General features: G+C 53.4%; 21 protein-coding genes and 1 tRNA gene. 13 read left to right on the top strand and 9 right to left on the bottom strand.

Translation table 11 applies throughout. From position 1 onward, the window contains the following. Window positions 1-76 precede the first annotated feature (76 nt). Entirely contained in the window at window positions 77-2,923 is a 2,847-nt protein-coding gene (gene rcsC / locus AM379_RS00690; protein ID WP_032678597.1) for a two-component system sensor histidine kinase RcsC, read from the top strand. Window positions 2,924-3,013: 90 nt separating this feature from the next. Here rcsC and rcsB read toward each other — a convergent pair whose 3' ends face one another. Both rcsB and rcsD read right to left on the bottom strand, forming a co-directional pair. Continuing rightward, complete coding sequence (gene rcsB, locus AM379_RS00685; RefSeq protein ID WP_006176468.1) at window positions 3,014-3,664, bottom strand: response regulator transcription factor RcsB; 651 nt, start codon at window positions 3,662-3,664, stop codon at window positions 3,014-3,016. Between the two features lie 16 nt (window positions 3,665-3,680). After that, a complete protein-coding gene (rcsD, locus tag AM379_RS00680; protein WP_032678596.1) occupies window positions 3,681-6,353 on the bottom strand; it encodes a phosphotransferase RcsD in 2,673 nt (890 codons plus the stop codon). Between the two features lie 743 nt (window positions 6,354-7,096). On the opposite strand from rcsD, the gene AM379_RS00675 reads away from it, so the two are divergent. From AM379_RS00675 to mgtE, 6 genes are all read left to right on the top strand, one after another. After that, window positions 7,097-8,212 carry a porin OmpC gene (locus AM379_RS00675; RefSeq protein ID WP_014170959.1) on the top strand — a complete coding sequence of 372 codons (1,116 nt, stop codon included), beginning with the start codon at window positions 7,097-7,099 and terminating at the stop codon, window positions 8,210-8,212. Between the two features lie 113 nt (window positions 8,213-8,325). Continuing rightward, complete coding sequence (apbE, locus tag AM379_RS00670) at window positions 8,326-9,381, top strand: FAD:protein FMN transferase ApbE (protein ID WP_032678595.1); 1,056 nt, start codon at window positions 8,326-8,328, stop codon at window positions 9,379-9,381. 72 nt (window positions 9,382-9,453) lie between these two features. After that, a complete protein-coding gene (gene ada, locus AM379_RS00665) occupies window positions 9,454-10,512 on the top strand; it encodes a bifunctional DNA-binding transcriptional regulator/O6-methylguanine-DNA methyltransferase Ada (RefSeq protein ID WP_106503361.1) in 1,059 nt (352 codons plus the stop codon). Further along, entirely contained in the window at window positions 10,512-11,162 is a 651-nt protein-coding gene (gene alkB, locus AM379_RS00660; protein WP_020883168.1) for a DNA oxidative demethylase AlkB, read from the top strand. The genes ada and alkB overlap by 1 nt, the downstream gene beginning before the upstream one ends. Before the next feature lie 75 nt (window positions 11,163-11,237). Further along, on the top strand, window positions 11,238-12,881 hold the full coding sequence (locus AM379_RS00655) for a multidrug ABC transporter permease/ATP-binding protein (protein ID WP_014170954.1): 1,644 nt from the start codon (window positions 11,238-11,240) through the stop codon (window positions 12,879-12,881). A gap of 147 nt (window positions 12,882-13,028) precedes the next feature. Beyond that, window positions 13,029-14,465: a magnesium transporter gene (gene mgtE, locus AM379_RS00650; protein WP_032678593.1), complete on the top strand. Its 1,437-nt coding sequence runs from the start codon at window positions 13,029-13,031 to the stop codon at window positions 14,463-14,465. Here the strand turns inward: mgtE and AM379_RS00645 are convergent. Next, on the bottom strand, window positions 14,428-15,717 hold the full coding sequence (locus tag AM379_RS00645; RefSeq protein ID WP_032669916.1) for a SulP family inorganic anion transporter: 1,290 nt from the start codon (window positions 15,715-15,717) through the stop codon (window positions 14,428-14,430). The two genes, mgtE and AM379_RS00645, sit on opposite strands and share 38 nt — an antisense overlap. A gap of 187 nt (window positions 15,718-15,904) precedes the next feature. Between AM379_RS00645 and mqo the strand changes: the two genes are divergently transcribed. Beyond that, on the top strand, window positions 15,905-17,557 hold the full coding sequence (gene mqo / locus AM379_RS00640) for a malate dehydrogenase (quinone) (protein WP_032678592.1): 1,653 nt from the start codon (window positions 15,905-15,907) through the stop codon (window positions 17,555-17,557). A gap of 93 nt (window positions 17,558-17,650) precedes the next feature. Here mqo and eco read toward each other — a convergent pair whose 3' ends face one another. Continuing rightward, window positions 17,651-18,154: a serine protease inhibitor ecotin gene (gene eco, locus AM379_RS00635; RefSeq protein ID WP_032678591.1), complete on the bottom strand. Its 504-nt coding sequence runs from the start codon at window positions 18,152-18,154 to the stop codon at window positions 17,651-17,653. A 209-nt stretch (window positions 18,155-18,363) separates the two neighbouring features. On the opposite strand from eco, the gene AM379_RS00630 reads away from it, so the two are divergent. From AM379_RS00630 to AM379_RS24295, 4 genes are all read left to right on the top strand, one after another. Then, window positions 18,364-18,624, top strand: coding sequence for a DUF2534 family protein (locus tag AM379_RS00630; protein ID WP_010433451.1), 261 nt, complete (start codon window positions 18,364-18,366; stop codon window positions 18,622-18,624). 136 nt (window positions 18,625-18,760) lie between these two features. Further along, window positions 18,761-19,948 carry an MFS transporter gene (locus AM379_RS00625; RefSeq protein WP_106503359.1) on the top strand — a complete coding sequence of 396 codons (1,188 nt, stop codon included), beginning with the start codon at window positions 18,761-18,763 and terminating at the stop codon, window positions 19,946-19,948. A gap of 623 nt (window positions 19,949-20,571) precedes the next feature. After that, window positions 20,572-21,531 (top strand): hypothetical protein, encoded by a 960-nt coding sequence (locus AM379_RS00620; protein WP_032678589.1) that lies wholly within the window; start codon window positions 20,572-20,574, stop codon window positions 21,529-21,531. Window positions 21,532-21,649: 118 nt separating this feature from the next. Next, a complete protein-coding gene (locus AM379_RS24295; protein ID WP_236900321.1) occupies window positions 21,650-22,000 on the top strand; it encodes a hypothetical protein in 351 nt (116 codons plus the stop codon). A gap of 306 nt (window positions 22,001-22,306) precedes the next feature. On the opposite strand, the gene AM379_RS00610 is transcribed toward AM379_RS24295, so the two are convergent. From AM379_RS00610 to AM379_RS00590, 5 genes are all read right to left on the bottom strand, one after another. After that, window positions 22,307-22,633, bottom strand: coding sequence for an NIPSNAP family containing protein (locus tag AM379_RS00610; protein WP_032679718.1), 327 nt, complete (start codon window positions 22,631-22,633; stop codon window positions 22,307-22,309). A 124-nt stretch (window positions 22,634-22,757) separates the two neighbouring features. Continuing rightward, window positions 22,758-22,997 (bottom strand): DinI family protein, encoded by a 240-nt coding sequence (locus tag AM379_RS00605; protein ID WP_014170944.1) that lies wholly within the window; start codon window positions 22,995-22,997, stop codon window positions 22,758-22,760. 186 nt (window positions 22,998-23,183) lie between these two features. After that, a tRNA-Pro gene (locus AM379_RS00600) sits at window positions 23,184-23,260 on the bottom strand. Between the two features lie 72 nt (window positions 23,261-23,332). Continuing rightward, the gene (yejM, locus tag AM379_RS00595; protein WP_020883177.1) at window positions 23,333-25,093 is read right to left on the bottom strand and encodes an LPS biosynthesis-modulating metalloenzyme YejM; all 1,761 of its coding nucleotides are present in this window, start codon (window positions 25,091-25,093) and stop codon (window positions 23,333-23,335) included. Between the two features lie 19 nt (window positions 25,094-25,112). Beyond that, window positions 25,113-25,340, bottom strand: a complete 228-nt coding sequence (locus AM379_RS00590) for a YejL family protein (RefSeq protein ID WP_001135586.1) — start codon at window positions 25,338-25,340, stop codon at window positions 25,113-25,115. 134 nt (window positions 25,341-25,474) lie between these two features. Between AM379_RS00590 and yejK the strand changes: the two genes are divergently transcribed. Continuing rightward, a complete protein-coding gene (yejK, locus tag AM379_RS00585) occupies window positions 25,475-26,482 on the top strand; it encodes a nucleoid-associated protein YejK (RefSeq protein ID WP_014170942.1) in 1,008 nt (335 codons plus the stop codon). Window positions 26,483-26,507: the final 25 nt, after the last annotated feature.

The raw sequence follows: 26,507 nt of genomic DNA, 5'->3' as shown, positions 1-26,507 counted from the left end.
TGAACGTTGCGACAAGGCGCGTTTACCGCTACCTTAACCACATTCTTTTTGACCCCGACGGCGGAGCCTCGCCCCTTTGAAATACCTCGTCTCCTTTCGTACCACGCTGAAAGTCTCTCGCTATCTGTTTCGGGCGCTGGCGCTCTTGCTTTGGTTGCTGGTGGCATTATTGTCGGTGTTTTACATCGTTAACGCCCTTCATCAGAAAGAAGCGGAGATCCGCCAGGAGTTTAACTTAAGCTCCGATCAGGCCCAGCGCTATATTCAGCGAACGTCCGACGTGATGAAGGAGCTGAAGTACATTGCCGAGAATCGGCTGACCGCGGAAAACGGCATTCTTGCCATCCGTGGGCGTAATGACAAAACCGAAGTACCGAATTTCGAGCCGCTGTTTCCGGATTCCGATTGCTCTGCGATGGGCAGCACCTGGCGTGGTTCACTGGAGTCGCTCTCCTGGTTTATGCGCTACTGGCGTGACAACTTTTCCGCCGCCTATGATCTGAACCGCGTCTTCCTGATTGGCAGTGAAAATCTCTGCATGGCCGACTTTGGCCTGCGCGATGTGCCCGTTGAGCGCGATGATGCGCTGAAAAGCCTGCACGAACGTATTGTGAAATATCGCAATGCGCCGCAGGACGAGCGCGGGAATAACATCTTCTGGATAAGCCAGGGGCCACGCATGGGCGTGGGCTATTTCTACGCCCTCACGCCGGTCTATCTGGGCAATCGTCTGCAGGCGCTGCTGGGGATTGAACAGACCATTCGCATGGAAAACTTCTTCACGCCGGGCAGTCTGCCGATGGGCGTGACCATTCTGGATGAAAACGGACATACCCTGATCTCACTTGCCGGTCCGGATAATCGACTGAACGTCGATCCGCACTGGATGCAGGAGCGGTCGTGGTTTGGCTATACCTCAGGCTTCCGTGAGCTGGTGCTTAAAAAGAGCTTGCCGCCTTCGTCGCTGAGTATTGTCTATTCGCTGCCCGTGGATATGGTGCTTGAGCGGATCCGCATTCTTATCATGAACGCGATTTTGCTGAACCTGCTGGCCGGGGGGGCGCTGTTTACCCTGGCGCGAATGTATGAGCGCAAAATCTTTATACCCGCCGAAAGCGACGCCCAGCGGCTGGAAGAGCACGAGCAGTTTAACCGCAAGATTGTCGCCTCGGCGCCGGTGGGGATCTGCATCCTGCGCACGCAGGACGGGACCAATATCCTCAGTAACGAGCTGGCGCATAACTACCTGAACATGCTGACGCATGAGGACCGACAGAGGCTGACGCAGATTATCTGTGGCCAGCAGGTGAACTTCGTTGACGTGCTGACCAGCACGCACACGAACCTGCAAATCAGCTTTGTGCACTCCCGCTATCGTAATGAGAACGTGGCAATTTGCGTCCTGGTAGACGTCTCGGCGCGTGTGAAGATGGAAGAGTCGTTGCAGGAGATGGCGCAGGCCGCCGAGCAGGCCAGCCAGTCGAAATCCATGTTCCTTGCCACCGTCAGCCACGAGTTGCGTACCCCGCTGTACGGGATTATCGGTAACCTTGATCTTCTCCAGACCAAAGAGCTGCCGAAAGGGGTCGATCGCCTGGTGACGGCGATGAATAACTCCTCCAGCCTGCTGCTGAAAATCATCAGCGATATTCTCGATTTCTCCAAAATTGAGTCGGAGCAGCTGAAAATTGAGCCGCGGGAGTTCTCTCCGCGCGAGGTGATGAACCACATCAGCGCCAACTATCTGCCGCTGGTGGTGCGTAAACAGCTGGGCCTCTACTGCTTTATTGAGCCGGACGTGCCGCTGACGCTGCATGGCGATCCGATGCGTCTGCAGCAGGTCATTTCTAACCTGCTCAGTAACGCCATTAAATTTACCGATATCGGCTGCATTGTGTTGCACGTGTGTCGGGCAGGGGACTACCTGAGTATTCGCGTGCGTGATACCGGCGTGGGTATCCCGGCGAAGGAAGTGGTGCGTCTGTTTGACCCGTTCTTCCAGGTCGGTACCGGCGTACAGCGTAACTTCCAGGGGACCGGGTTGGGTCTGGCGATCTGTGAGAAGCTCGTGAGCATGATGGACGGCGATATCTCCGTTGATACCGAGCCAGGCATGGGCAGCCAGTTTACTATCCGCATTCCGCTCTATTCTGCCCAGTACCCGGCAAAAGCGGTGGTGGACGGCCTGAGCGATAAGCGCTGCTGGCTGGCAGTACACAATGCCTCACTAAATGATTACCTGACGGCGCTTCTTACCCACAGCGGCGTGCGCGTGTCCCGCTATGAAGGGCAAACGCCGGATGTCGACGACGTGCTGATCACCGACGAGGTGCTGGAACAACCCTGGCAGGGCAGAGGGGTGGTTCACTTCTGCCGTCGCCATATCGGTATTCCGGTCGAACGAGCTCCGGGTGAATGGGTGCACAGCGTGGCGACGCCGCATGAGCTCATGAGCCTGCTGGCACGTATCTACAGCGTGCAGCTGGAAGATAGCGATGGGGCGACGGAATTGCCGTCACCGGATGCGCTGGCATCGCTGAATGACGATATGATGATTCTGGTGGTGGATGACCATCCGATTAACCGTCGCCTGCTGGCAGACCAGCTGGGTTCGCTTGGCTATCAGTGCAAAACCGCCAATGACGGCGTGGATGCGCTGAACGTGCTGAGTAAAAACCACATTGATATCGTTCTTAGCGACGTCAACATGCCGAATATGGATGGCTACCGTCTGACGCAGCGTATACGCCAGCTTGGCCTGACGTTGCCGGTCGTGGGCGTGACGGCGAATGCGCTGGCGGAAGAGAAACAGCGCTGTCTGGAGTCAGGGATGGACAGTTGTCTGTCGAAACCGGTGACGCTGGACGTCCTGAAACAGACGATTTCCGTGTATGCGGAGCGGGTCAGAAAAGCGAGAGAATAAAAAAAGGCCCGTCAGGGCCTTTTTTGTTGTTTCCCTCACACGCCGGGAGGGGGGGGAAGTGAGGCCATCAGGCCGCACACCCGGTAAACATCAATCCTTATCCGACGCGCTCAGCGTAACGGAGGAGAGATAGTTCAGCAGCGCAATATCGTTATCCACACCCAGTTTCATCATTGCTGATTTCTTCTGGCTACTGATGGTTTTAATACTGCGGTTCAGCTTCTTGGCAATCTCGGTGACCAGGAAACCTTCGGCGAACAGGCGCAGAACTTCGCTCTCTTTCGGAGACAGGCGTTTGTCGCCATAGCCACCGGCGCTGATTTTTTCCAGCAAACGAGAGACGCTTTCAGGCGTGAACTTCTTGCCTTTCTGCAGAGCTGCGAGCGCTTTTGGCAGATCGGTCGGCGCACCCTGTTTCAGCACAATCCCTTCGATATCCAGATCCAGCACGGCGCTGAGAATGGCCGGGTTGTTGTTCATGGTCAGAACAATGATCGAAATGTCCGGGAAGTGACGTTTGATATATTTGATGAGTGTGATCCCATCACCGTATTTGTCCCCAGGCATGGAGAGATCGGTGATGAGCACATGCGCATCAAGCTTTGGGAGGTTATTGATCAGTGCTGTAGAGTCTTCAAATTCACCGACTACATTCACCCACTCGATCTGTTCAAGTGATTTGCGAATACCGAACAGTACAATCGGATGGTCATCGGCAATAATTACGTTCATATTGTTCATGTATAAGGCTACCTTGCTACAGCAAGCTTTTGACGTAGGCGTCAATGTCGCTGATGTATTTTTCAATGCCAGAGGCATCTTTCTCACGAATTAGATGTTCCAGCGTTTCACATAACTGCTTGCCGGGAACCAGATTAAGCATGGCAAACACCCCTTTAAGCCGGTGTGCTGTCTGTGCCAGCGCTGCAAAATCATTCGCAGCGGACTCAGTATACAACCGCTTAACATCATCTGGTACTGTATCAACAAAGAGTGAATAGTATCCGCTGGCGTGAAGCTCGGCATTTTCATTGCCGCCTAACGGTGATTCCGCTATCTCTTCCTGCGCCAGTTGCTCTTCTATTAGTTGTAGTACAGCTTCCTGCATCGCATTGCTTATATTAAAGTTGACGCGCAGCTGGCCTGGGCCGATTTTTCGCACGCCTGGCTCATCATCGCTTAAAAGCAAGCCGGAGGCAGTAAGATTAGACGGATTATCAGTTAAAAACAGATCAAATTCTTGACTTGAGAGTCTTTCATCCGGCGTTATGCAGGCCGCGCCCCAGTTTTCTAACTGACGAACCACAATATTGCGGATCTCATTCGAGGTCACATCCACCATCACGACCACATCATCCAGCAGGCGTTCTTCGTCTTCTTCCTGTGGATTCGCCGCCATTTTAACGTGCAGTGAGTAACGCGTGCCAAGTGATTCGCGGGCCTTGATATTCAGATGGCCACCGAGCTTACGTGCCAGCTGATCGCACAGCCAGAAGGTCAGGGCATTGGCCTTGCCGTAATGATCGCTCTGGGTGTCATTCAGGAACGGGAAATGCAGATTATCGATTTCACTTGTCGTTACGCCTTCCCCGGTATCCAGGATACGGAACGTCAGGCGATCTTCAGCCGACTCGTCGGTACTGACTTCCAGGGTGATCTTGCCGATCTGGGTGGTGGTGACGGCGTACTGAATAATCATCAGCAGAATGCGACGCAGCGCTTCGCGATCGCCGTGACGTTCATCATTCGCCGGTAAATGGTTATTGATCAGCAGCTGCAGCCCTTTGCGCTTAATCACGGGCAGGACCTCAGGCACCACTTCATCGATCAGATTCTGGATAGAGAAGAGGGTCGGCGTTCCTTTCCAGAAATCATTTTCGAGCATATTCGCCAGCTGGATCTCATCTACCATGCGCACCAGCGAGTCGGCCTGGCAGGCAAGCTGATGACTTTCCGATGTATTCAGCGCCGCCGCCTGGGTCGCCAGCATTTTTAACGGCTTCTTGAAGGCATCACCAATATTTTGCATAAAGGCAGCGCGCCCCTGCTGGTTTTTCTCATACAGACGTTGTGCCTGCTTGAGCTTTTTATTCACCAGCACTTCACGATCCTGATCGCGGATGATGAAGATCTGCGTGCGGGAGGCGATCTGGCTGCGGAACTGTCGGATCTCATACAGCTCGTTATTAATGGTGGCCTGAATCACGCCCTGATGTTGATCCGCCATAGCGGTGATGTTCTGCAGATTGAGATGAGGCAGCAGGTGGTCAGCAATTTTATTGCTCATCACCGTACGGTTGGCTTCCTGATCGTGAACCAGCACCCCAAGCGGCAGCACGGAAATAATCTCTTCATTCAGCGCGCGCAACACGCGCAGTTCGTTACTGGTTCCTGCCGGGACCGGAGCGGCATCGCTTTGACGCCCTGACTGGAAGCGGAACGTGCTGTAGCCAAACAGCGCCAGCGCCAGCAGGCCGATATTCAGCAGCAGGGGCAGCAGGATATTTTGCAGCGTATCAAGCAGCAGGGTGCCGAACGGCACTTGCCACACCAGACGCATACCGGTTGAGTTCAGCGAAGAGGCAATTTCGATTTTCGAGCCGTTAAAGGAGATCGATACGCTCTCTGCGGCCTCTTTATCCGATGCGGCACGCATATTCTGAGTGCTGCTGTCCGGCTCCAGACGGAAGCTGTCGAGCGGCATATCCGGTGGAATCAAGTCATTGATAGGCAAATCAAAGGCCACTACCGTTGCCAGATGGCCTGGCTGGTTAAAGGTGGTACGCAGCGTAAAGTAATGGCCATTCTGCCAGGCGAGGCGGCGCAGAGATGAGAAGCTCTCACGTTCATCAAGGGCGTTCGCCTGCTGCAGCATTTCTGCCCGGCGGGAATCGACAATGGTGCCCACAGTCGTCTCTTTGAAACCGGAAGAGAGATCTTTTAGCGGCAGGGTTGAGATCAGGATCATGCTGTTGTCCTGACCGTTCAAATAGTACATCGACCACGGCACCGTCTCGGCACCCCAAAGGGTATCAAGATAGGTTGAGATGCGCTGGGTCATCTCAAGCGTCGCGCTGTCATGAGAGCCGAAGATCAGCGCTTCGGTTTTGCGCTGTGGTTTTTCCAGATAATAGACGTCCTGCTTCAGGCGAGTCTCCTGAAGCCCGTCTCCGGAGGAGGTTGCCGGCGCGGCCGCGATGTTGTCGTAAATCTGCCAGGTTGCATAGCGCCAGGTATCAATGCGCTTGTGGACGGCGTGGGTGATATCAACAACCTGATAGCTCTTGTCCTTCAGCCAGGCGTTAACCGCGCTCTGAACCATAACCCCCATTGTGACTAGCAGCACAACGATCAAAAGAAGAAAGAAACGGGTGATGCTCCCGGGTAAGAGGGAGAATTTGCTCGGAGCGGTAGTTTCAGTCTGACTCATTGATATCTTTAACCCGTAATGGTCGTGCTCTATGGCGATAGGGCAGTATAAAGGGTAATACCTGAATTTCCAGCGTCACGCTCTTTGAACCCGCCACTTTTTCGACTGACAATATCGGAGAACGCCATTGCATGAAACATGTACAAAGCGAGTGAGCGTGTACAAATAAAAAACGATACATACCGGTAAATAGCACGAATTAACAAGAAATTGAGATTTGCAGTAATGACGCGGTTCTCGAGGAGAGAGGAAACGAATTTAGTTAATAGTCGTTACAATTTCAGTGCGGTAGCACAAAAAAACGCATGCTACGTAAAGAAAGGTAAAAAAAAACCGAATGCCAGGCATTCGGTAGAATTAGGGATAAACAGACATTCAAATCTGAATGACGGTAATAAATAAAGTTAATGATGATAGCGAGAGTTATTTTAGAGATAACGGCCGATCTTGTTTTGTCATTCAGTGCTGTAAATATTTTTAATGTAGTTTACTGAATTTAAATGTTTTTTCTTCTCGCTTGATGATAAGTGCTAAATTCTTAAGCTCTCTGTGCTTTGTAAAAGTTCCTTGATATTTACATTTTGAAACATGTTTATCGTGAAATGAAACATTTTCAAAGTTTTCGTATCATATTCCCGTTGGATTATTCTGTAATTTTGCGGAGAATGAAATTGCCGACTGGTTAATGAGGGTTAATCAGTAAGCAGTGGCAATTATAAGGCATATAACAGAGGGTTAATAAAATGAAAGTTAAAGTACTGTCCCTCCTGGTACCAGCTCTGCTGGTGGCAGGCGCAGCAAATGCGGCTGAAATTTATAACAAAGATGGCAACAAATTAGATCTGTACGGCAAAGTTGATGGTCTGCACTATTTCTCTGACGACAAGAGCAATGATGGCGACCAGACTTACATGCGTCTTGGCTTCAAAGGCGAAACCCAGGTTAACGATCAGCTGACCGGTTACGGCCAGTGGGAATACCAGATTCAGGGCAACACCTCTGAAAGCGACAACCAGTCCTGGACGCGTGTGGCGTTTGCGGGTCTGAAATTCGCTGACGCGGGTTCTTTCGATTATGGTCGTAACTACGGTGTGATCTACGACGTAACGTCCTGGACTGACGTTCTGCCAGAATTTGGCGGCGACACCTACGGTGCAGACAACTTCCTGCAATCCCGTGCTAACGGCGTAGCAACCTACCGTAACCAGGACTTCTTCGGTCTGGTTGATGGCCTGAACTTTGCTCTGCAGTATCAGGGTAAAAACGGCAGCGTAAGCGGTGAAAACGATTCCGGTCGTAGCACCCTGAAACAGAACGGTGACGGTTACGGCGCGTCTGTGACCTACAACCTGGGCGAAGGCTTCAGCATCGGTGGTGCGATGTCTTCTTCTAAACGTACTGCTGACCAGAACGACACCACTAACCTGGCGCTGAAAGGCGAAGGCGATCGTGCTGAAGTTTACTCTGGTGGCCTGAAATACGACGCCAACAACATCTACCTGGCGGCGCAGTACTCTCAGACCTATAACGCAACCCGTTTTGGTAACTCTCAGAGCAGCAGCGACATTTACGGCTTTGCTAACAAAGCACAGAACTTCGAAGTGGTTGCTCAGTACCAGTTCGACTTCGGTCTGCGTCCATCCGTGGCTTACCTGCAGTCCAAAGGTAAAGACATCGAAGGTTACGGCGATCAGGATCTGCTGAAATATGTTGATGTTGGTGCGACTTACTACTTCAACAAAAACATGTCCACCTACGTTGATTACAAAATCAACCTGGTTGATGAAAATGAATTCACCCGTCAGGCGGGTATCGGTACTGATGATATCGTAGCGCTGGGTCTGGTTTACCAGTTCTAATCGCTTCATCGTGTGACAAAGGGGGCCTTATGGCCCCTTTTTCGTGCCTTTTCGGTTCTTACAATTCACCCTTTTGGTGTACTCTTGCCGCCCTGGCATGAGGATAATAATGAATGGACATGACTTTTTTACGCGCCAGCTTCCTGGCTATACTTTTTTTCCTGACAGCATGTGACTCTTCCACGCCTGTGGCCAAAACGGATGCTCCCGCGGCGACGGTGCTGGAAGGCAAAACGATGGGCACATTCTGGCGTGTCAGCGTGATGAATCTCGATAAGACACGCGCTGAAGAGCTTCGCAGCAAAATTCAGTCGCAGCTGGACGCCGACGATCAGCTTCTTTCGACCTACAAAAATGACTCTGCGCTGATGCGCTTTAACCTCTCCACCAGCACTTCCCTGTGGCCGGTGAGCGAAGCAATGGCCGATATCGTGACCGAATCAATGCGCGTGGGCTACAAGACCAACGGCGCGATGGACGTGACCGTGGGGCCGCTGGTTAACCTGTGGGGGTTTGGCCCGAACAAGCAGCCTGTCACCACGCCTGACCAGGCGGCGATAGATGACGCCCGGGCCCGGACAGGGTTGCAGCACCTGACGGTGATCAACCAGTACGGACAACAGTACCTGCAAAAAGATATTCCCGATCTGTTTGTTGATCTGTCGACGGTAGGGGAAGGGTATGCGGCAGATCATCTGGCCGCGCTGATGGCCCAGGAAGGTATTTCACGTTACCTGGTGTCCGTGGGCGGTGCGTTAGTCAGCCGCGGCATGAATGCCAGCGGTAATCCGTGGCGGGTGGCGATTCAAAAACCGACCGACCAGCAAAACGCCGTACAGGCGATTGTGGATATCAACGGCCACGGTATCAGCACCTCCGGGAGTTACCGTAACTATTATGAGCTCGACGGGAAGCGGATTTCGCATGTCATCGATCCGCAGACCGGTCGCCCAATCGCGCATAATCTGGTCTCGGTGACGGTCATTGCCCCCACCGCGCTGGAAGCCGATGCCTGGGATACCGGTTTAATGGTCCTCGGTCCGGAGAAAGCCAAAGAGGTGGTCCGCCAGGAAGGACTGGCTGTCTATATGATCACCAAAGAGGCTGATGGCTTCAAAACCTGGAGTTCGCCGCAGTTCGACAGCTTCCTGGTAAGTGATAAGAATTAAAAAGCAAGGTTGCGGGTTTTTAATCAGTGGCACTCGGGCACGCTGTATGTATGCTTGTAAGAGGAGCTGATGATGAAAAACCCGACCTTTACTACCGATGACGATCGCTGGCTGGCCGTGCTGGCTCGCGATCCGCGTGCTGACGATCAGTTTGTCTTTGCCGTGCAAACGACGGGGATCGTTTGTCGTCCGTCCTGCCGTGCCCGCCACGCGTTACGTAAAAATGTCCGCTTCTACCCCGATGTAGATCATGCCCTTCAGGCAGGGTTTCGCCCGTGTAAACGCTGTCAGCCGGACAAACGCGATCCGCAGGAACAGACGCTGGCAAAAGTTGAACATGCCTGCCGTCTGCTGGAGCGCGATACCGCGTTAACGCTGGAAATGCTGGCGCAGCAGGTCGCCATGAGTCCTTTCCACTTCCACCGCTTGTTTAAGTCCGTTACCGGTATGACGCCTAAAGCCTGGCAACAGGCGGCGCGGGTACAACGCCTGCGTACCGCGCTTGCGCAGGGGAACAAAATTACCGATGCCGTGCTGGCCGCCGGGTTTCCTGACAGCAGCAGCTATTATCGTCAAGCCAACGCTGCGCTGGGCATGACGGCGAAGCAGTACCGCAAAGGGGATGTGGCGGTGCGTTATGCGATTGGTGAGTGTTCGTTAGGCCGTTGCCTGGTGGGTGAAAGCGAGCGCGGGATCTGCGCGATTCTGCTGGGTGACGACGATGCGACATTAACCGAGGAGCTTTTGACGCTGTTTCCCAAAGCAGAGCGAGAAACGCTGGAAGGAGAATTCGCCCGGCGTATTGAGCGGGTGATTAGCGCTATCGATGACCATACCGTGCCGCTGGCACTTCCGCTGGATATTCGGGGCACCGCTTTCCAGCAGCGTGTGTGGCAGGCGCTTCGTGACATTCCCCGCGGTGAAACGGCAAGTTATCGCCAGGTGGCGCAGACGATCGGTAGCCCAGGCGCTGTCCGTGCGGTGGCGGGAGCCTGTGCCGCAAATAAACTGGCCGTTATCATCCCCTGCCACCGTGTTGTTCGTCACGACGGTGCGCTTTCGGGCTACCGCTGGGGGACAGAACGAAAGGCGTTGTTACTGAAACGTGAGGCAAAGAACCCGGAGGGATAATGCTCGATCTTTTTGCAGATGCGGAACCCTGGCAGGAGCCCCTTGCGCCCGGCGCGGTGATCCTGCGCCGCTTTGCGCTTTCCCGCGCGGCGGCGCTGCTTGCCGGCATCGATGAGGTGGCGGCGGTCTCGCCGTTTCGACACATGGTGACGCCCGGGGGGTACACCATGTCGGTGGCGATGACGAACTGCGGAGAACTGGGCTGGGCGACAAACGCGCAGGGCTATGTATATGCCCCGGGCGATCCTGTAACCGGCCAGCCATGGCCGCCGATGCCTGACGTTTTTCGGGCGCTCTGCCATGACGCCGCCGTTGAAGCGGGCTATGCCGACTTTCGCCCGGATGCCTGTCTGATTAACCGCTACGCCGTGGGGGCAAAGCTCTCGCTGCATCAGGACAAGGATGAACCCGATCTGCGCGCGCCGATCGTCTCGGTATCCTTAGGCCTGCCCGCGGTCTTCCAGTTTGGCGGATTACGCCGTAACGATCCGCTGAAACGGCTCATGCTGGAGCACGGTGATGTGGTGGTTTGGGGCAGGGAATCGCGGCTTTTTTATCACGGCATTCAGCCCCTCAAACCGGGAGTACATCCTCAGACCGGCGAGTTCCGTCTTAACCTGACGTTCCGGCAGGCATCCCGTGGCCAATAAAAATAAGAATTATTCTTGATGTAACCGTCCGGCAGTTTAAACTGCTGGCTGATTTTTATTGCCCGGATTGCCTGCATGCAACTACTTCTCCTCGTCTGGCGTCAGTATCGCTGGCCCTTCATTGCCGTCATGGCGTTAAGCCTCGCCAGCGCCGCGTTAGGTATCGGCCTGATCGCGTTTATTAACGTGCGCTTGATTGAAATGGTCGATACCTCACTCGCCGTCCTGCCGGAGTTTCTTGGCCTGCTACTGCTGTTGATGGCGGTGACGCTCGGCTCGCAGCTGGCGCTGACGGCGCTGGGACACCATTTCGTTTTCCGTCTGCGCAGTGAATTTATCAAGCGTATTCTGGACACGCAGGTAGAACGCGTTGAGCAGCTTGGAAGTGCCTCCCTGCTGGCAGGGCTGACCAGCGACGTGCGCGCCATTACCATTGCCTTCGTTCGTCTGCCGGAGCTGGTGCAGGGCATTATTTTGACCTTTGGTTCGGCGGCGTATCTCGCCTGGCTCTCCACAAAAATGCTGGCGGTCACTGCGCTGTGGATTGTTATCACCATCTGGGGCGGTTTTCTGCTGGTGTCGCGCGTCTATAAACACATGGCGGTGCTGCGTGAAACCGAGGATAAGCTCTATAACGATTACCAGACCGTGCTGGAAGGGCGTAAAGAGCTGACCCTGAATCGCGAGCGTGCCGAGCATATCTTTAACCATCTCTATATTCCCGATGCCCGCGAATACCGGCATCACATCATTCGCGCCGATACCTTCCACCTGAGCGCGGTGAACTGGTCGAACATTATGATGTTGGGCGCCATTGGCCTGGTCTTCTGGATGGCGAACAGTCTGGGATGGGCGGATACCAACGTCGCGGCGACCTATTCACTGACGCTGCTGTTTTTACGTACACCGCTCCTCTCCGCCGTGGGCGCATTGCCAACGTTGCTGAGCGCTCAGGTGGCGTTTAACAAGCTCAATAAATTCGATCTCGCACCGTTTAAAGCCGAATTCCCACGCCCGCAGGCCTTCCCGAACTGGCAAACCCTGGAACTGCGTAACGTCATGTTCCGCTATCAGGACAACGCTTTTTCCGTCGGACCGGTAAACCTGACGATTCATCGCGGCGAACTGCTGTTCCTGATTGGCGGTAACGGTAGCGGGAAATCCACGCTGGCGATGCTGCTCACCGGTTTATATCAGCCGCAATCGGGCGAGATTTTGCTGGATGGCAAAGCGCTGAGCGCGGAGAAACCTGAGGATTATCGCAAGCTCTTCTCGGCAGTCTTCACCGATGTCTGGCTCTTTGATCACCTGCTGGGGCCGGAAGGGCAGCAGGCTAACCCTGCGCTGGTGGAGAAATGGCTTGGGCAACTGCAGATGTCCCATAAGCTTGAGCTTCAGGACGGTAAAATCCTGAACCTGAAACTCTCGAAGGGGCAGAAAAAGCGCGTGGCGCTGCTGCTGGCATTGGCTGAAGAGCGTGACATCATCCTGCTTGATGAATGGGCGGCAGACCAGGACCCGCATTTCCGCCGCGAGTTTTATCAGGTGTTACTGCCGCTGATGAAGGCGATGGGCAAAACTATTTTCGCCATCAGCCATGACGATCACTACTTCATTCATGCCGACCGTCTGCTGGAGATGCGCGACGGCAAGCTCAGCGAGTTGACCGGCGAGGAGCGCGATGCAGCGTCTCGTGATGCGGTAGCGCGCACGGCCTGATGTCTCGTCTGACCCTCTCCGACCGGGAGAGGGGATAAAATCGCGGCCGATGTGCCGCTTTTTTATGCATCCCGTCCCGTTGTTTATTCTTATTTACATATCCCCGCGCTATGCTTAATGCCATCTCATTTCATGGATTTATGATTGATGTCGGTATTAAAGAAAAACAGCGCCCGGCAGCGTGACCAGGAACGTGCGCGTCTCATCTGGCTTCTCACGACCGATAAAGCGGTCACGTCTGCGTTACTGGGAAAACTGACCCTGGCTGAGCAATATGATGTCGGCACTTTAGCCGACGATATTGCTGAGGTAGGTGCACTGGTTGCCCATTTGCCTCCGCCCGACCTGGCGGATACCCTCGAAGCACTTCCCTCGGAAGAGCGTCACGCCCTGTGGCGTCTGGTGCAGGATCACGAGCGCGGGCAGGTGCTGCTGGAGGCGTCGGAAAACGTCTGGGATGATCTTATCTATGAGATGAGCGACCGGGATATTCTTGATGCCCTGCAAACGCTGGATATCGACGAGCAGATTTACCTTGTTCAACACCTGCCGCGTAACCTGACCGGCCGACTGCTGGCCTCGCTGCCTGCCGATGAGCGGGCGCGCGTGCGCCAGGTGATGCACTACGATAAACACAGCGTTGGCGCAATTATGGAGTTTGGCGTCATCACGGTGCGCCCGGACGTCACGCTCGGCACGGTGCAGCGCTATTTACGCCGCCTGGGCAGTATGCCCGACAACACCGATAAACTGTTCGTGACCTCGCGGGATAAAACCTTGCTTGGTGAGCTGGAGCTGAAAACGATCCTGCTCAACAGCACTCAGCGGCGGGTGAGCGAGGTCATGGAAAACGAGCCGATGGTCTTCTCGCCGGAGGATGACGCGGAAAAAGCCGCGCGTACCTTCGAACGTGACGACCTCGTGAGTGCGGCGGTCGTGGACTCGGTCGGCAAGCTGATGGGACGTCTGACAATCGATGAGATCGTTGACGTGGTCTACGAAGAGACCGATAACGATCTGCGTGCGCTTGGTGGGATCAGCGCCGAAGATGACGTCCATGCCTCCGTGGGCAAGGCGGTCAAAACCCGCTGGGCCTGGCTTGCCATTAACCTCTGTACCGCGTTTATCGCCTCCCGCGTGATTGATGGCTTCGAACACACCATTTCGCAGCTGGTCGCGTTAGCCTCGCTGATGCCGATTGTGGCCGGGATAGGCGGCAACACCGGCAACCAGACCATCACCATGATTGTTCGCGCGCTGGCGCTGGAGAACATTCAGCCGGGTAACTTTGCCTTCCTGATCTTCAGAGAGATGGGCGTGGCGCTGATTAATGGCCTGGTGTGGGGCGGAATTATGGGCGGCATTACCTGGTGGCTGTACGACGATATGGCATTAGGCGGCGTGATGATGCTGGCGATGGTGCTGAACCTGCTGGTTGCGTCGATGATGGGCGTCATCATCCCGTTGACGATGACAAAACTCGGGCGCGACCCCGCAGTGGGGTCGAGCGTGATGATCACTGCCATCACCGATACGGGCGGCTTCTTTATTTTTCTTGGGCTGGCAACGCTTTTTCTTCTTTAACCCGACGCTTAATTCGGGCGGGAAGGAGTGCCATCACGATAATCCCGCCCAGCACGCCAATGGCCAGGTTACCGGTTGATACCGTGGCTGCAACGGTCACCAGCATCACGACCGTTTCCGCAAGGGGGGCATTTTTCACCGTCGCGGGCTGCAGGCTATGCCAGCTGAAGGTTTTGACGGCGACAATCGCCATAATCCCGGCCAGCACGGCCATCGGGATGCTGGCCATCACTTCACTCAGCGCCGTCACCAGCACCAGAAGCACCAGACCGGCCGCAACAGTGGAAATGCGGCTGCGGCCTTTGCCCATCTCCACGTTGACGATGGTTTGACCAATCATGGCGCAGCCTGCGATACCGCCATACCAGCCGGCCAGAATGTTACCGATGCCCAGACCAATGCTTTCGCGGCGCTTGCCGGACGGGGTCGCCGTCAGCTCATCCACCAGTTTTGCCGTCAGCAGCGACTCCAGCAGGCCCACAAACGCAATGCTTAATGCGCATGGCCAGATAATGCTCAGCGTATCGGTGTTCAGCGGGACAAGCAGCTGCGTCAGCCCGGGCAGGCCACCGCTCATGGTGCCTTCGTCACCCACGGTCGGCAGGATTTGCCCGGTGGTCACGGTAAACAGGGTTAACACCACAATGGCAATAAGCGGCGCGGGGATACTTTTGATATAGCGGGGCACCCAGAGGACGATCAGCAGCGTCAGCACGAACAGGCCCACAATCAGCGGGCTTCGGCTCCAGAAATGGGGAACCTGGGCGAAGAAAATCAAAATACCGAGCGCGTTAACAAACCCGGTCATCACCGACTGCGGAATAAAGCGCATCAGTCGCGCCATACCGAGCACGCCGAAGAGGATCTGGATCGCCCCGGCCAGCAGAACGGCCGGCAAAATGTACTGCACGCCATGCTGATGCACCATCGGGCCAATCACCAGCGCCACGGAACCCGCTGCCGCCGTGACCATTGCCGGGCGGCCGCCGAGCACGGACAGGGCAAGACACAGCACCACGGAAGCAATCAGGCTGACTTTAGGATCAACCCCTGCCACGACAGAAAACGAAATCACTTCAGGAATAAGCGCCAGGGCAGTAATCACGCCCGCCAGCGTTTCACGCATCAGCAGCCGGGGAGAGCGTAACACCGAGGCGACATGGCCTTCATGGGGTAAAGAAGAATCGGGTAATGACATAACACTTCGCAGGTTAGGGCAGGCTTCCGTGCGCGCGATCACAAAACGCAACATACTAGCCAGAAAAGCCGCCTTTTGCCAGCCGCATAGGTAATCCCTCACAAACAATCCATCATTAAATTTCACAATTACAATAATTTCTTAACCTTTAAACACCATTTAAAAGTTGTTACCGTTCCCGCGCAGCTTTTTTCACCTGCAATTTCCACGCATCACGCACTTTTACACTAAGGCATAAATTATGAAAAAAATGACTGCCATGCTCTTGTCTCTGGCCGTGGGGCTGAATACCGTCTCAATGGCGGCAAAAGCTGACACGCCAAAAGAGCAGGAAACGGACGTCCTTTTAATTGGTGGCGGTATTATGAGCGCCACGCTGGGAACCTATCTGCAAGAACTGCAGCCAGACTGGTCTATGACCATGGTCGAGCGCCTCGATGGCGTGGCGCAGGAGAGCTCGAACGGCTGGAACAACGCCGGTACGGGCCATTCGGCACTCATGGAACTGAACTACACACCGCAGAAAAAGGACGGTTCCATTAGTATCGAGAAGGCGGTTGAGATCAACGAAGCATTCCAGATTTCTCGCCAGTTCTGGTCTCACCAGGTGAACAGCGGCGTAATGCACGATCCGCACTCCTTCATCAACACCGTGCCGCACATGAGCTTTGTGTGGGGCGAGCAGAACGTTAACTTCCTGCGTGCGCGCTATGCGGCTCTGCAGCAGAGCACGCTGTTCCGCGGCATGAAATACTCCGAAGATCACGCGCAGATTAAAGAGTGGGCTCCGCTGGTCATGGAAGGTCGTGACCCGAACCAGAAAGTTGCCGCGACCCGTACTGAAATTGGTACTGACGTGAACTACGGCGAAATTACCCGCCAGCTGGTAGGTTCCCTGCAGAAAAAAGAGAACTTTAATCTGCAGCTCAGCACCGAAGTGCGTGGCTTCAAGCGCAATGCGGATAACAGCTGGAGCGTGACCGTTGCCGATCTGAAACACAATGAAGAAGAGCACGTCATCAAGGCGAAGTTTGTCTTTATTGGTGCGGGCGGCGCGGCGCTGAAACTGCTGCAGGAAACCGGTATTCCGGAAGCGGACGATTACGCAGGCTTCCCGGTGGGCGGTCAGTTCCTGGTGTCTGAAAACCCGGAAGTGGTGAATCGTCACCTGGCAAAAGTCTACGGTCAGGCTTCCGTTGGTGCGCCACCCATGTCCGTTCCGCACATCGACACCCGCGTGCTTGACGGTAAACGTGTGGTGCTGTTCGGGCCATTCGCGACCTTCTCCACGAAGTTCCTGAAAAACGGTTCCCTGTGGGACCTGCTGAGTGCGACCACCACCTCTAACGTTAAGCCCATGATGGACGTCGGTCTGGATAACTTCGATCTGGTGAAATACCTGATTAGCCAGGTGATGCTCTCTGACGATGAACGCTTTGACGCGCTGAAAGAGTACTATCCGCAGGCGAAGAAAGAAGACTGGCGTTTATGGCAGGCGGGTCAGCGTGTACAGATCATCAAACGCGATCCGAAAGAGGGCGGTGTACTGCGTCTGGGTACCGAAGTGGTCAGTGACAAAGAAGGCACTGTTGCTGCGCTGCTGGGTGCGTCACCGGGGGCTTCTACCGCTGCGCCAATCATGCTGCATCTGATGGAAAAAGTGTTTAAAGACAAAGTTGCCAGCCCGGAATGGCAGGCAAAACTGAAAACCATTATTCCTTCTTACGGCACTAAGCTGAACGGTAACGTTGACGCGACGGAACAGGAACTGGAATACACCAGCCGCGTTCTGCAGCTGCAATATGTGAAGCCGCAAGCTGCTGCTGACGCAGCACTAAAGGCAGAGCTGAAGCCTCAGGCGGAAAACAAACCGGTCGCGGATATCGCACTCTGATGTGAAAAAGCCGGGTAGCGTTAGCGCTTACCCGGCTTATTAAACCGCACAGTATCATGGCCGGGTCAGGCGAAATCGCCACACGGCTTATCCTTAACGGACTTCTGCGGTGCCCGTCTCTTCTTCCGCCTTCCACACGCGATATTTCACTTCCACGTTTGCAGGCGTATAAACGACGATTGGCAGCTTGCTGTTATAGCGCAGCAGACTGTTGTCACCCAGATACGCGGTAACAAATTTCTTCTCTTTCTTGCCATCCGGGCAGGCCATCATGGTCGAAACCGGAGACGTCACTTTATCAAAGACGTAATAGTCGTAGCCCCAACCTTCCAGGGTTTTGCTTTCCAGCTGACCGCCCAGACGGTGCTGGTTGCAGTCCACTTCCAGCGTCTGGCCAATTAACAGTTCCACTTTGAAATTCGCTTCATCCTGCTGAGCGGGTAACTGAATGACCTGACGCTTCATCCCTTTTTCCGCTTGCGGATAAGGCGCTACTTTTTCCAGAGGCTGCGCTTTAGGGGGGTCGCTGGCGAAAGCGCTGGTGCTAACGCATGCGGCGGCAATCAGGGCAATGGCAAATTTAGGTGCTTTTTTCACAGTCATTCCTTTATGTCAAACTATCAGGCACAGGTTAACATAATGTTCGTGAATGGTTAGTGTAATTTACTTACATTTTCAATATTGGCAGCGTATAAAACTCTATTAATGCGCAATGAGTGGTTGTTTGTACTGTATTGGAGTCTGGCGGCAGATCGTGTTATTTTAAGCGCCACATAATGTTATTCATCTGTGAAGGGAAGAGAGAGATGGTACGTGCAAAACTGAAAACACCTGAAGGCCGCAAGTTCCTGTTGGCGTTACTGGTTGTGTTTATGATTGCTGCCGCGTGCGTTGGGCGGGCAACCATTGTTGGCGTTATTGAACAATACAACATTCCTCTCTCTGCCTGGACGACCAGCATGTATGTCCTGCAATCAGCGATGATCTTTGTTTATAGCCTGGTGTTCACCGTGCTGCTTGCCATTCCGCTGGGTATTTTCTTCCTGGGTGGGCGTGATAAACACTAAACGCCTTTCCAGCGATAAAAAAGCCAGCCTGAGCGCTGGCTTTTTTATTGGCTCGTTGTTCTTCCTCAGGTTTTTTAATCCGTCGTATCCTATTCTGTAAGCAGTCAGGCCACTGTTTTCAGAGCAGGAGTTACAGATGCTTTCCAGATTTACGGTACTCAGCCGGATCCCTCGTGGGGTCTGGGTAGTGGGTGGCGTCAGTATGTTGATGGACATCTCGTCAGAGAGTATCCACAGCCTGCTTCCACTGTTTATGGTGACTATGCTTGGAACGAGCGTGTTGGTTATCGGCCTGATTGAAGGGCTCGCGGAGGCTACCGCTCTCTTTATCAAAGTCTTTTCGGGGGCGATTAGCGACTATCTTGGCAAGCGTAAAGGGCTGGCGCTACTCGGGTATGGCCTCGGTGCGCTGAGCAAACCCTTTTTCGCCCTCGCATCCTCTTCGGGGATGGTTTTAGGCGCGCGCCTGATGGATCGTGCGGGGAAGGGGATCCGCGGTGCTCCACGGGATGCACTGGTCGCAGATATCACCCCGCCGGAACTGCGCGGGGCGGCATATGGCCTGCGTCAGTCTATGGATACCACCGGCGCATTTCTGGGGCCACTACTGGCCGTGGGGTTAATGCTGCTGCTACACAATGATTTTCGCGCGGTTTTCTGGATAGCCCTGATCCCCGGCTTTCTTTCGGTTGCGCTGCTGTATTTCGGCCTGAAGGAGCCGAAAACCCCTGTCGAACATAAACGCACTAATCCCATCAAAAGAGAGAATTTAACGCGGCTGGGAAAATCGTGCTGGTGGGTCATTGGCCTGGGGGCGGTATTCACACTGGCACGTTTTAGCGAGGCTTTTCTTGTCCTCCGTGCGCAACAGTCTGGCGTTCCCCTGGCCTTAATCCCGCTGGTGATGGTGGTGATGAACGTGATCTATTCTTTCTCGGCCTATCCGTTTGGCAAACTCTCTGATGGTATGAGCCATACCCGGCTTCTGCAGTGGGGACTAGTCGTATTGATTGCCGCTGATATCGTTCTGGCCCTGAGTACCCACTGGATCGGTATTATTGTCGGCGTTGCGCTCTGGGGCATGCATATGGGGATGACTCAGGGGCTGCTGGCCGCGATGGTGGCCAAAACAGCGCCTGCGGATTTGCGCGGTACGGCGTTTGGTCTTTTTAGTCTGGTCAGCGGGGTCGGGTTACTGATGGCCAGCGTGGGTGCCGGCGCTATCTGGGAACTGTGGGGCGCAGAATATACCTTTTATGCCGGCGCGGTGATTTGTTTGCTGACGCTGCTTTATCTGCGTAAAACGCCTGCCGAAGTGCGGTAAGAATACGGTTATTAAAATGCTTGTCTTTTTTTAGTCGTACGAATCAGGGCTGGACAGCATTCATGCTGATTCAACCAGCCCTGTCATCAATTGCAATAAATTCCTGCCTCTGTAATTAGACCCCACGCTATACCGCCACGTTGTTCAATTATCACATCTCTTATCGCGTGAAATCCGGGTATATATCCCTCTCTGCATTGCTGACCGTGTCTGGCTTGGGGCCGCACCAGCTACGCAGGGACAGAGTGCTTTATCCAGGGTGAGGGATGCTTTCGTTACGTCAATGCACGTGCACTGAAACATTATTTCACTTTTTTATGCAGGATAATGAACCGGAAAAATTCACCATCTGAGTGTTATCCACTAAAAAAATGATTTGTTGCGATAACAATAGAGATGTTTTGAAGCGAATTAACAGGGAAATATAGTGGCTGAGTTGATTGTTATTTCTACGATTTGAATTAGGGATATTGATAAATATCAAAAGTGTAATCGTTTACAGTCGTTATTATGCGCGGTTTGAAGTGCTTGTTTCGTTTGTTGAAAAAAGTCCCCGACATGTGCCGGGGTAGTTAATTGTTGTTTCTGTTTTCCCTTAACGTAAATTAAAGGTAATTATTGTAATGAACCGCCATTCTATCATTTCTTTATCTGTAATAATTGCGCTTTCATGCGGAAGTGTGAACGCCTTCGCTTCTAATTTCATGACCATGGATGAAAAAGCCACTGCTATTCAGTCGATTCGCAATGAAGCCAATCAGGCCATGGAGGATAAGCAGGCTGCATTAAAGGCTTACAATGCCGACCGTTCACCTGAAAATATGGCCCGTTTAGGGGACATCGAAAACAGCTTACGCACTGCAGGCGATCGTATTAATGCAGTACAGGCAACTGAAATGGCTCCCGATGCGCCGCGACCTGTAACACAAAGAACGCCGCAACCCCTGCAGCAGAAAACGCCACACATTACGGGCACGACTTACCGGAACGCTGTAATTTCAATGCAGCAAGTCACAACAGGGCCAGCCTTACCTGCAGGAACTGCCGTTAACACCCCTGACGCCACCAAAATGTCTGCAGTGGCTGCGCCACAAATCACAGGCACAACTTACCGCGCCGCAGTGGTATCTATGCAGCAAGCGACAACAGGTCCAGCCTTACCCGCTGGCACGGCGGTTACTGCGCCCTCGCTTACTCATACTCCAGCCACCACGAAAGCACCTGATAACGTTACAAGTGTTGCCATAACAAAAGACACGGGCTCGATTAACGTTGCTGTGTCCAGTATGAAGCCGGGGACGCCTGTGAATATCACTGTTAACGGTGTCACTACTACCACCACCGCAGGGGAGATCGCCAAAGTCGATCCGAATGTGCAAATCGCAGTTCCGCATGTAGACGCGTTGATCGTCTCTCAGCGTCAGGGAAGCGATCATAGCCGTAATAACTCACGACATGAGCATGGAACGGGGAACGGCAGCAACAATGCAGCCAACAGCAACAGCGCCCACGGCTTAGGCGGTGGCAATCATATTGGTGGTGGTAGCGCGCAGTCTGGCTCCAGAAACGTGGGTCACTGGTGATAGTCAATCTCTTGATGGGTTGGTTTTTGGGGGTTGTCAGTGGCTGGTGTATGGCTGGAATAGTGGCAAACCTGAAAGAAATCAGGCGACAACATGTCGAATTTGGGAAGTATTTTAAGTGAAACCCTTAAAAAAAGTGTTACTGATGAAAAAGGCTCGGTGGATATTAATCATTCTGGCAGCGGTGACTACAACAGGATGTAGCATTGCTTCTCAACCCGAAACGGATGCATTAAGCACCCGGCCTTTCATGGGGGGGAACGGTAAACGTGTTGCGGCAATGTCAGATTTTCAAATCTGCGAGGCGTTGGGCTATGCACAGGCCCACCACGAAACGAAAGTTTACAACACGCTTTCCGCATTGTTGGAGCAACGCCAACAGGCGGGCACGCTCAGGATCGCTCAGGGTGATTGCACCGCAGCAGCGCTAAACGTCATCAATGAGGAAAAGGCCAAAGTGAAACCGTAACGCATCAGGGGGGCCTAAACGGGCCCCTTTTTTTCCAGTAAGTTACATCACACCCATTTCCCTTTGCAGAAATACAAAAACAACCCGGAAGGGTTGGTTTTCAAGAATATGTTGGTCGGAAAAACGCTTCTTGGGGATGTCCTCATGTGGCTTATGAAGACATTACAAACATCGCGGTGTGTTAATCAATGGGGAGCAGGGTAGGGTTAGATATGTATCAGCTCAGACTCGTTTTGGCTGTCTCAATACACCGAACCAAACCTAATATGGCAGTAAACGCTCAATCGCGACGTAACAGATTTGGACTTACACTCGTAGCCCATCCACACTTACTCGTGGCAGATCAATTACTGTCTTAATGCTTGTTTCAATGCAGTCAATGATGGACTCACGAGGCCCGCAGCGCCAGTCTGCGCTCGCATAGAAAGAATTAAGCACCGTATTCATATTTTCAATACTTTCAAAGGCTCGAATGAGATAGTAGCAATCAAGATCGTGCAGAGAGTGACCAAACGACACCACATCGATGCCGTGGCGTTGATGTAGAGGAACGCTAATTTCTGCCATGACGTTATGAAAAAATGGTCCGGTGCCTTTGTGTAAATTGTATTGCAGTATCTCGACTGTTTTCATCATCACTGCTCCAGACGTTGGTGTATCGCACTAAGTCGATTGTCCAATGTTATTGTGTTACACAAAGGAAAATTATCAGCTAAAGTCCGCGCCAGTACATTCGATATGAGGGCTTCAAAGAAATTTATTCATTTGTAAGCCACATATCAGACTCTTCAAACATATCCTCCAGCATGCGGTTCAACTTTTCACGATCGCTTTTGCTGGCATCGCTATTGAGTCCGTTAGCCTGCATAGGCTTAACCTTCACTTCAGCATCAGGGAAGATGTTATGCACTCGCTTCGTAAGCTCGGCCAATATAATTTCTCTGGCTCCATCCAGGCCCTGAACATTTCGCTTATCGTAAACCAATTCAACAAACATAAAACCTCCGTAATAACTTCAAGTGGGGGAGGTATTTTTACTGTAAAAATATACAGCGTCAAGCGTGGCGGAGTGTTTTAAGGGGGGGTTGTCGACCGTTGGTGCTGAAACTACAGGTACTAATTCCCATCAGAAATTAAGCAATAAAAAAACCAGCCATAACCGGCTGGTTTTAAAGAGTATTTTTGGTCGGCACGAGAGGATTTGAACCTCCGACCCCCGACACCCCATGACGGTGCGCTACCAGGCTGCGCTACGTGCCGACGCATAAAAAGAATACTACTCGATTCCGTTTTGAATGCAAGGGAATCTGTTGCTAACTGGTTTATAATTAATCAGTTAGCGATAAAGCGCTTCTCATCCGTCAGAACCTGCAGCAGCAGGCTCAGCTGCGGTTTTTGGTCTTTCAACCGCTCACCCTGCAGATTATACGTCTGATACTTCCCATTGTTGTTCAGCACCAGCGTCAGCGCTGGCGTAGTCACCACCAGCGTGCTCTCTCCGGCAGCCGTCACCCAGTTATGGCGGCGGGTGGCACTGAAGAGATCCTGCCCCTGTGAATATTCGTTTGCTGGCGTGCTGACGTGCAGCAGACGTTGCATCAGGGTCGTCATCACATCTTTATGTTCAGTCAGCATATTAATGCGCTGCGCCGGCGTTCCCGGCCAGTGGATCACCAGCGGAACATGCAGATTTGGACGCGACCACTCCATGCTCTTCGTCTCGTCACCCAACGGGATACCATGACCGGCCGTGACGATCACGACGGTGTTATCCAGCTTGCCAGACTCGCGCAACGCGTCGAGCACGCGGCCGATTTGTGCATCCACATCACCGGCAGCGCGGCTATAGCGGCGCGCAAAGCTTTTCTGATTCGTGTCCTCAAGGTTGGTGCCGTTTAAGGCAACCCACGAGAACCAGCGGTTATCTTCCTGGGCGTAGCGTTGCAGCCAGCTTATCCACTGACTGGCGGTCTGTTCATCTGTCTGGCTCTGTGCCGCCGGCAGTGAGAAGTCTGACAGCAGCGCCTGGCGATAGAGCGCGCTGTTAAAGCCATCCGAAGAGAATAGCCCTAACTGATAACCCTGCTGATTAAGTCCGGTGATCAGTGCCGCAGGAATACGGGCGGACAGCACGCCGTCCATGTATCCGGCTGAAATACCGTAGAACAGACCAAAGATACCCGCGTCGGTCGAGTTACCGGAACTCATATGCTGTGTAAACGTCACGTTCTTACTGGCGAAATCAGCCAGAGCAGGCATCTGCTTCTCGTAACGTGAATAATTCAGGCCATCGACGGTGATTAACAGGACGTTTTGCCCGCGGCCCATATCGCGATAGCGTAGTTCGCTCAGCGGATACTGAACGCTGACCGCTTCCGGATTACCCTGTTCGACCAGACGGCGCTGATACTCCTGCGCATCCAGCAGGCCGTGTTTTTCGAGGAAACGGCGGGCCGTCATCGGATAAGAGAGCGGCAGGTTAGCGCGCTGCATGGTAATAGGGCGATAGAAGTTCGCATCCGCCCAGATATACATGATGTGCGAGCTAATAAAGGAGACGAAAAAGAGCGTCGCAACGGGCTTCGCGTAATGGCGGCGCCGGGTCAGGCTGCGCAGTTTTTGCCAGCTCCAGGTGGCAAACAGCATCTCAATAAGCAGGATCACCGGAACGCTGATAAACATCAGCTGCCAGTCACGGGCCGTTTCGTTTTGATCCGGGTTGATCACCAGTTCCCAGACGATGGGGTTGAGATGCAGGTGAAAACGGGTAAAGACTTCGCTGTCGATAAGCAGCAGCGTTATCCCCGCCGTCGCGAGGATAGCGGACAAGAAACGCATGAGCCGCTGCGACATGACGATAAACGTCAGGGGGAACAGGATCAGCAGATAGGTGGCGAAAACCAAAAAGCTAAAGTGACCCACAACGCTCATCCAGGAGTAAATACGCCCGGTTAGCGTTGTCGGCCAGTCTGCGACAAACAGATAACGACAGCCAATGACCGTCGCTAACAGAATGTTGAACAGGGCAAACCAGTGTCCCCAACTGACCATCTGGGAGACTTTTTCACGGTAGCGCTGACGATTCGTCACCATAAACTGTTGTTCGTTTCCCTTAATGGGCCTGGTCGTCGCTGACGGAGGACTGTAACGCCTGGGCGAAAGATTTGGCGATCGCCTGACGCTGAGCCGGAGCAACGCTGGTATTGATAAGGTTGGTGACCATATTTCCCAAAACCATCAGGGAGAGATCGGTCGGCGTTTTATGTTTTTCCAGTACGTTGACCAGCTCACTGAGCAGTTGTTCAACGTGTTCATCACTGTAGCGGGAATGTTGTGGCATAAATCAAAATCAGTTTGTTGATGAAAGGGCAACATATTACCGTAGCGACAGCTTTTTTTCCCCTTTTTTATCTGTTGTTGCACACATGACCTGGTGGTGGTTGAATACCGCCCGGTCTAAAAGGAGAGTTTATCATGAGTCTGGAAATCAACCAGATTGCCTTGCACCAGCTTATCAAGCGTGATGAGCAAACCCTTGAAGTGGTGCTTCGCGATTCGTTACTGGAACCCACGGCGACCGTTGTGGAAATGATGGCGGAGTTGCACCGCGTCTACAGTGCTAAAAATAAAGCCTATGGTCTGTTCAGCGAAGAGAGCGAACTGGCTGATAGTCTTCGTCTGCAGCGTCAGGGCGAAGAGGATTTCCTGGCGTTTAGCCGCGCCGCCACCGGACGTCTGCGTGACGAACTGGCAAAATACCCGTTCGCAGACGGCGGTATCGTCCTGTTCTGTCACTATCGTTACCTGGCAGTAGAGTATCTGCTGGTCACCGTGCTGAACAATTTAAGCAGCATGCGCGTGAATGAGCAGTTGGATATCAGCTCTACCCATTATCTTGATATCAACCATGCGGATATCGTGGCGCGTATCGATTTAACCGAGTGGGAAACGAACCCGGAATCGACCCGCTACCTGACCTTCCTGAAAGGCCGCGTCGGCCGTAAAGTGGCTGATTTCTTTATGGACTTCCTCGGCGCCAGCGAAGGTCTTAACGCCAAAGCGCAGAACAAAGGGCTGCTGCAGGCGGTTGACGACTTTACCGCTGAAGCGCAGCTCGATAAATCTGAGCGTCAGACCGTGCGCCAGCAGGTGTACAGTTACTGCAACGAACAGCTGCAGGCGGGAGAAGAGATTGAGCTGGAGTCGCTGTCAAAAGAGCTGGCGGGCGTCAGTGAAGTCAGCTTCCAGGAATTTACTGCTGATAAAGGCTATGAGCTCGAAGAGAGCTTCCCGGCGGATCGCAGTACGCTGCGACAGCTCACTAAATTTGCCGGTAGCGGCGGTGGGTTGACCATCAACTTTGATGCCATGCTGTTGGGTGAACGCATCTTCTGGGATCCGGCCACCGATACGCTGACCATTAAAGGCACGCCGCCGAACCTGCGCGATCAGCTTCAGCGCCGCACCTCTGGCGGGAAATAACAGGCATAAAAAAAGCCCCGCAGAA

The organism is Enterobacter cloacae complex sp. FDA-CDC-AR_0132, from assembly GCF_003010695.1.
GTDB lineage: Bacteria > Pseudomonadota > Gammaproteobacteria > Enterobacterales > Enterobacteriaceae > Enterobacter > Enterobacter ludwigii.
The sequence above is the reverse complement of the archived record's forward strand: the minus strand, read 5'-3'. Positions and strand labels throughout refer to the sequence as shown.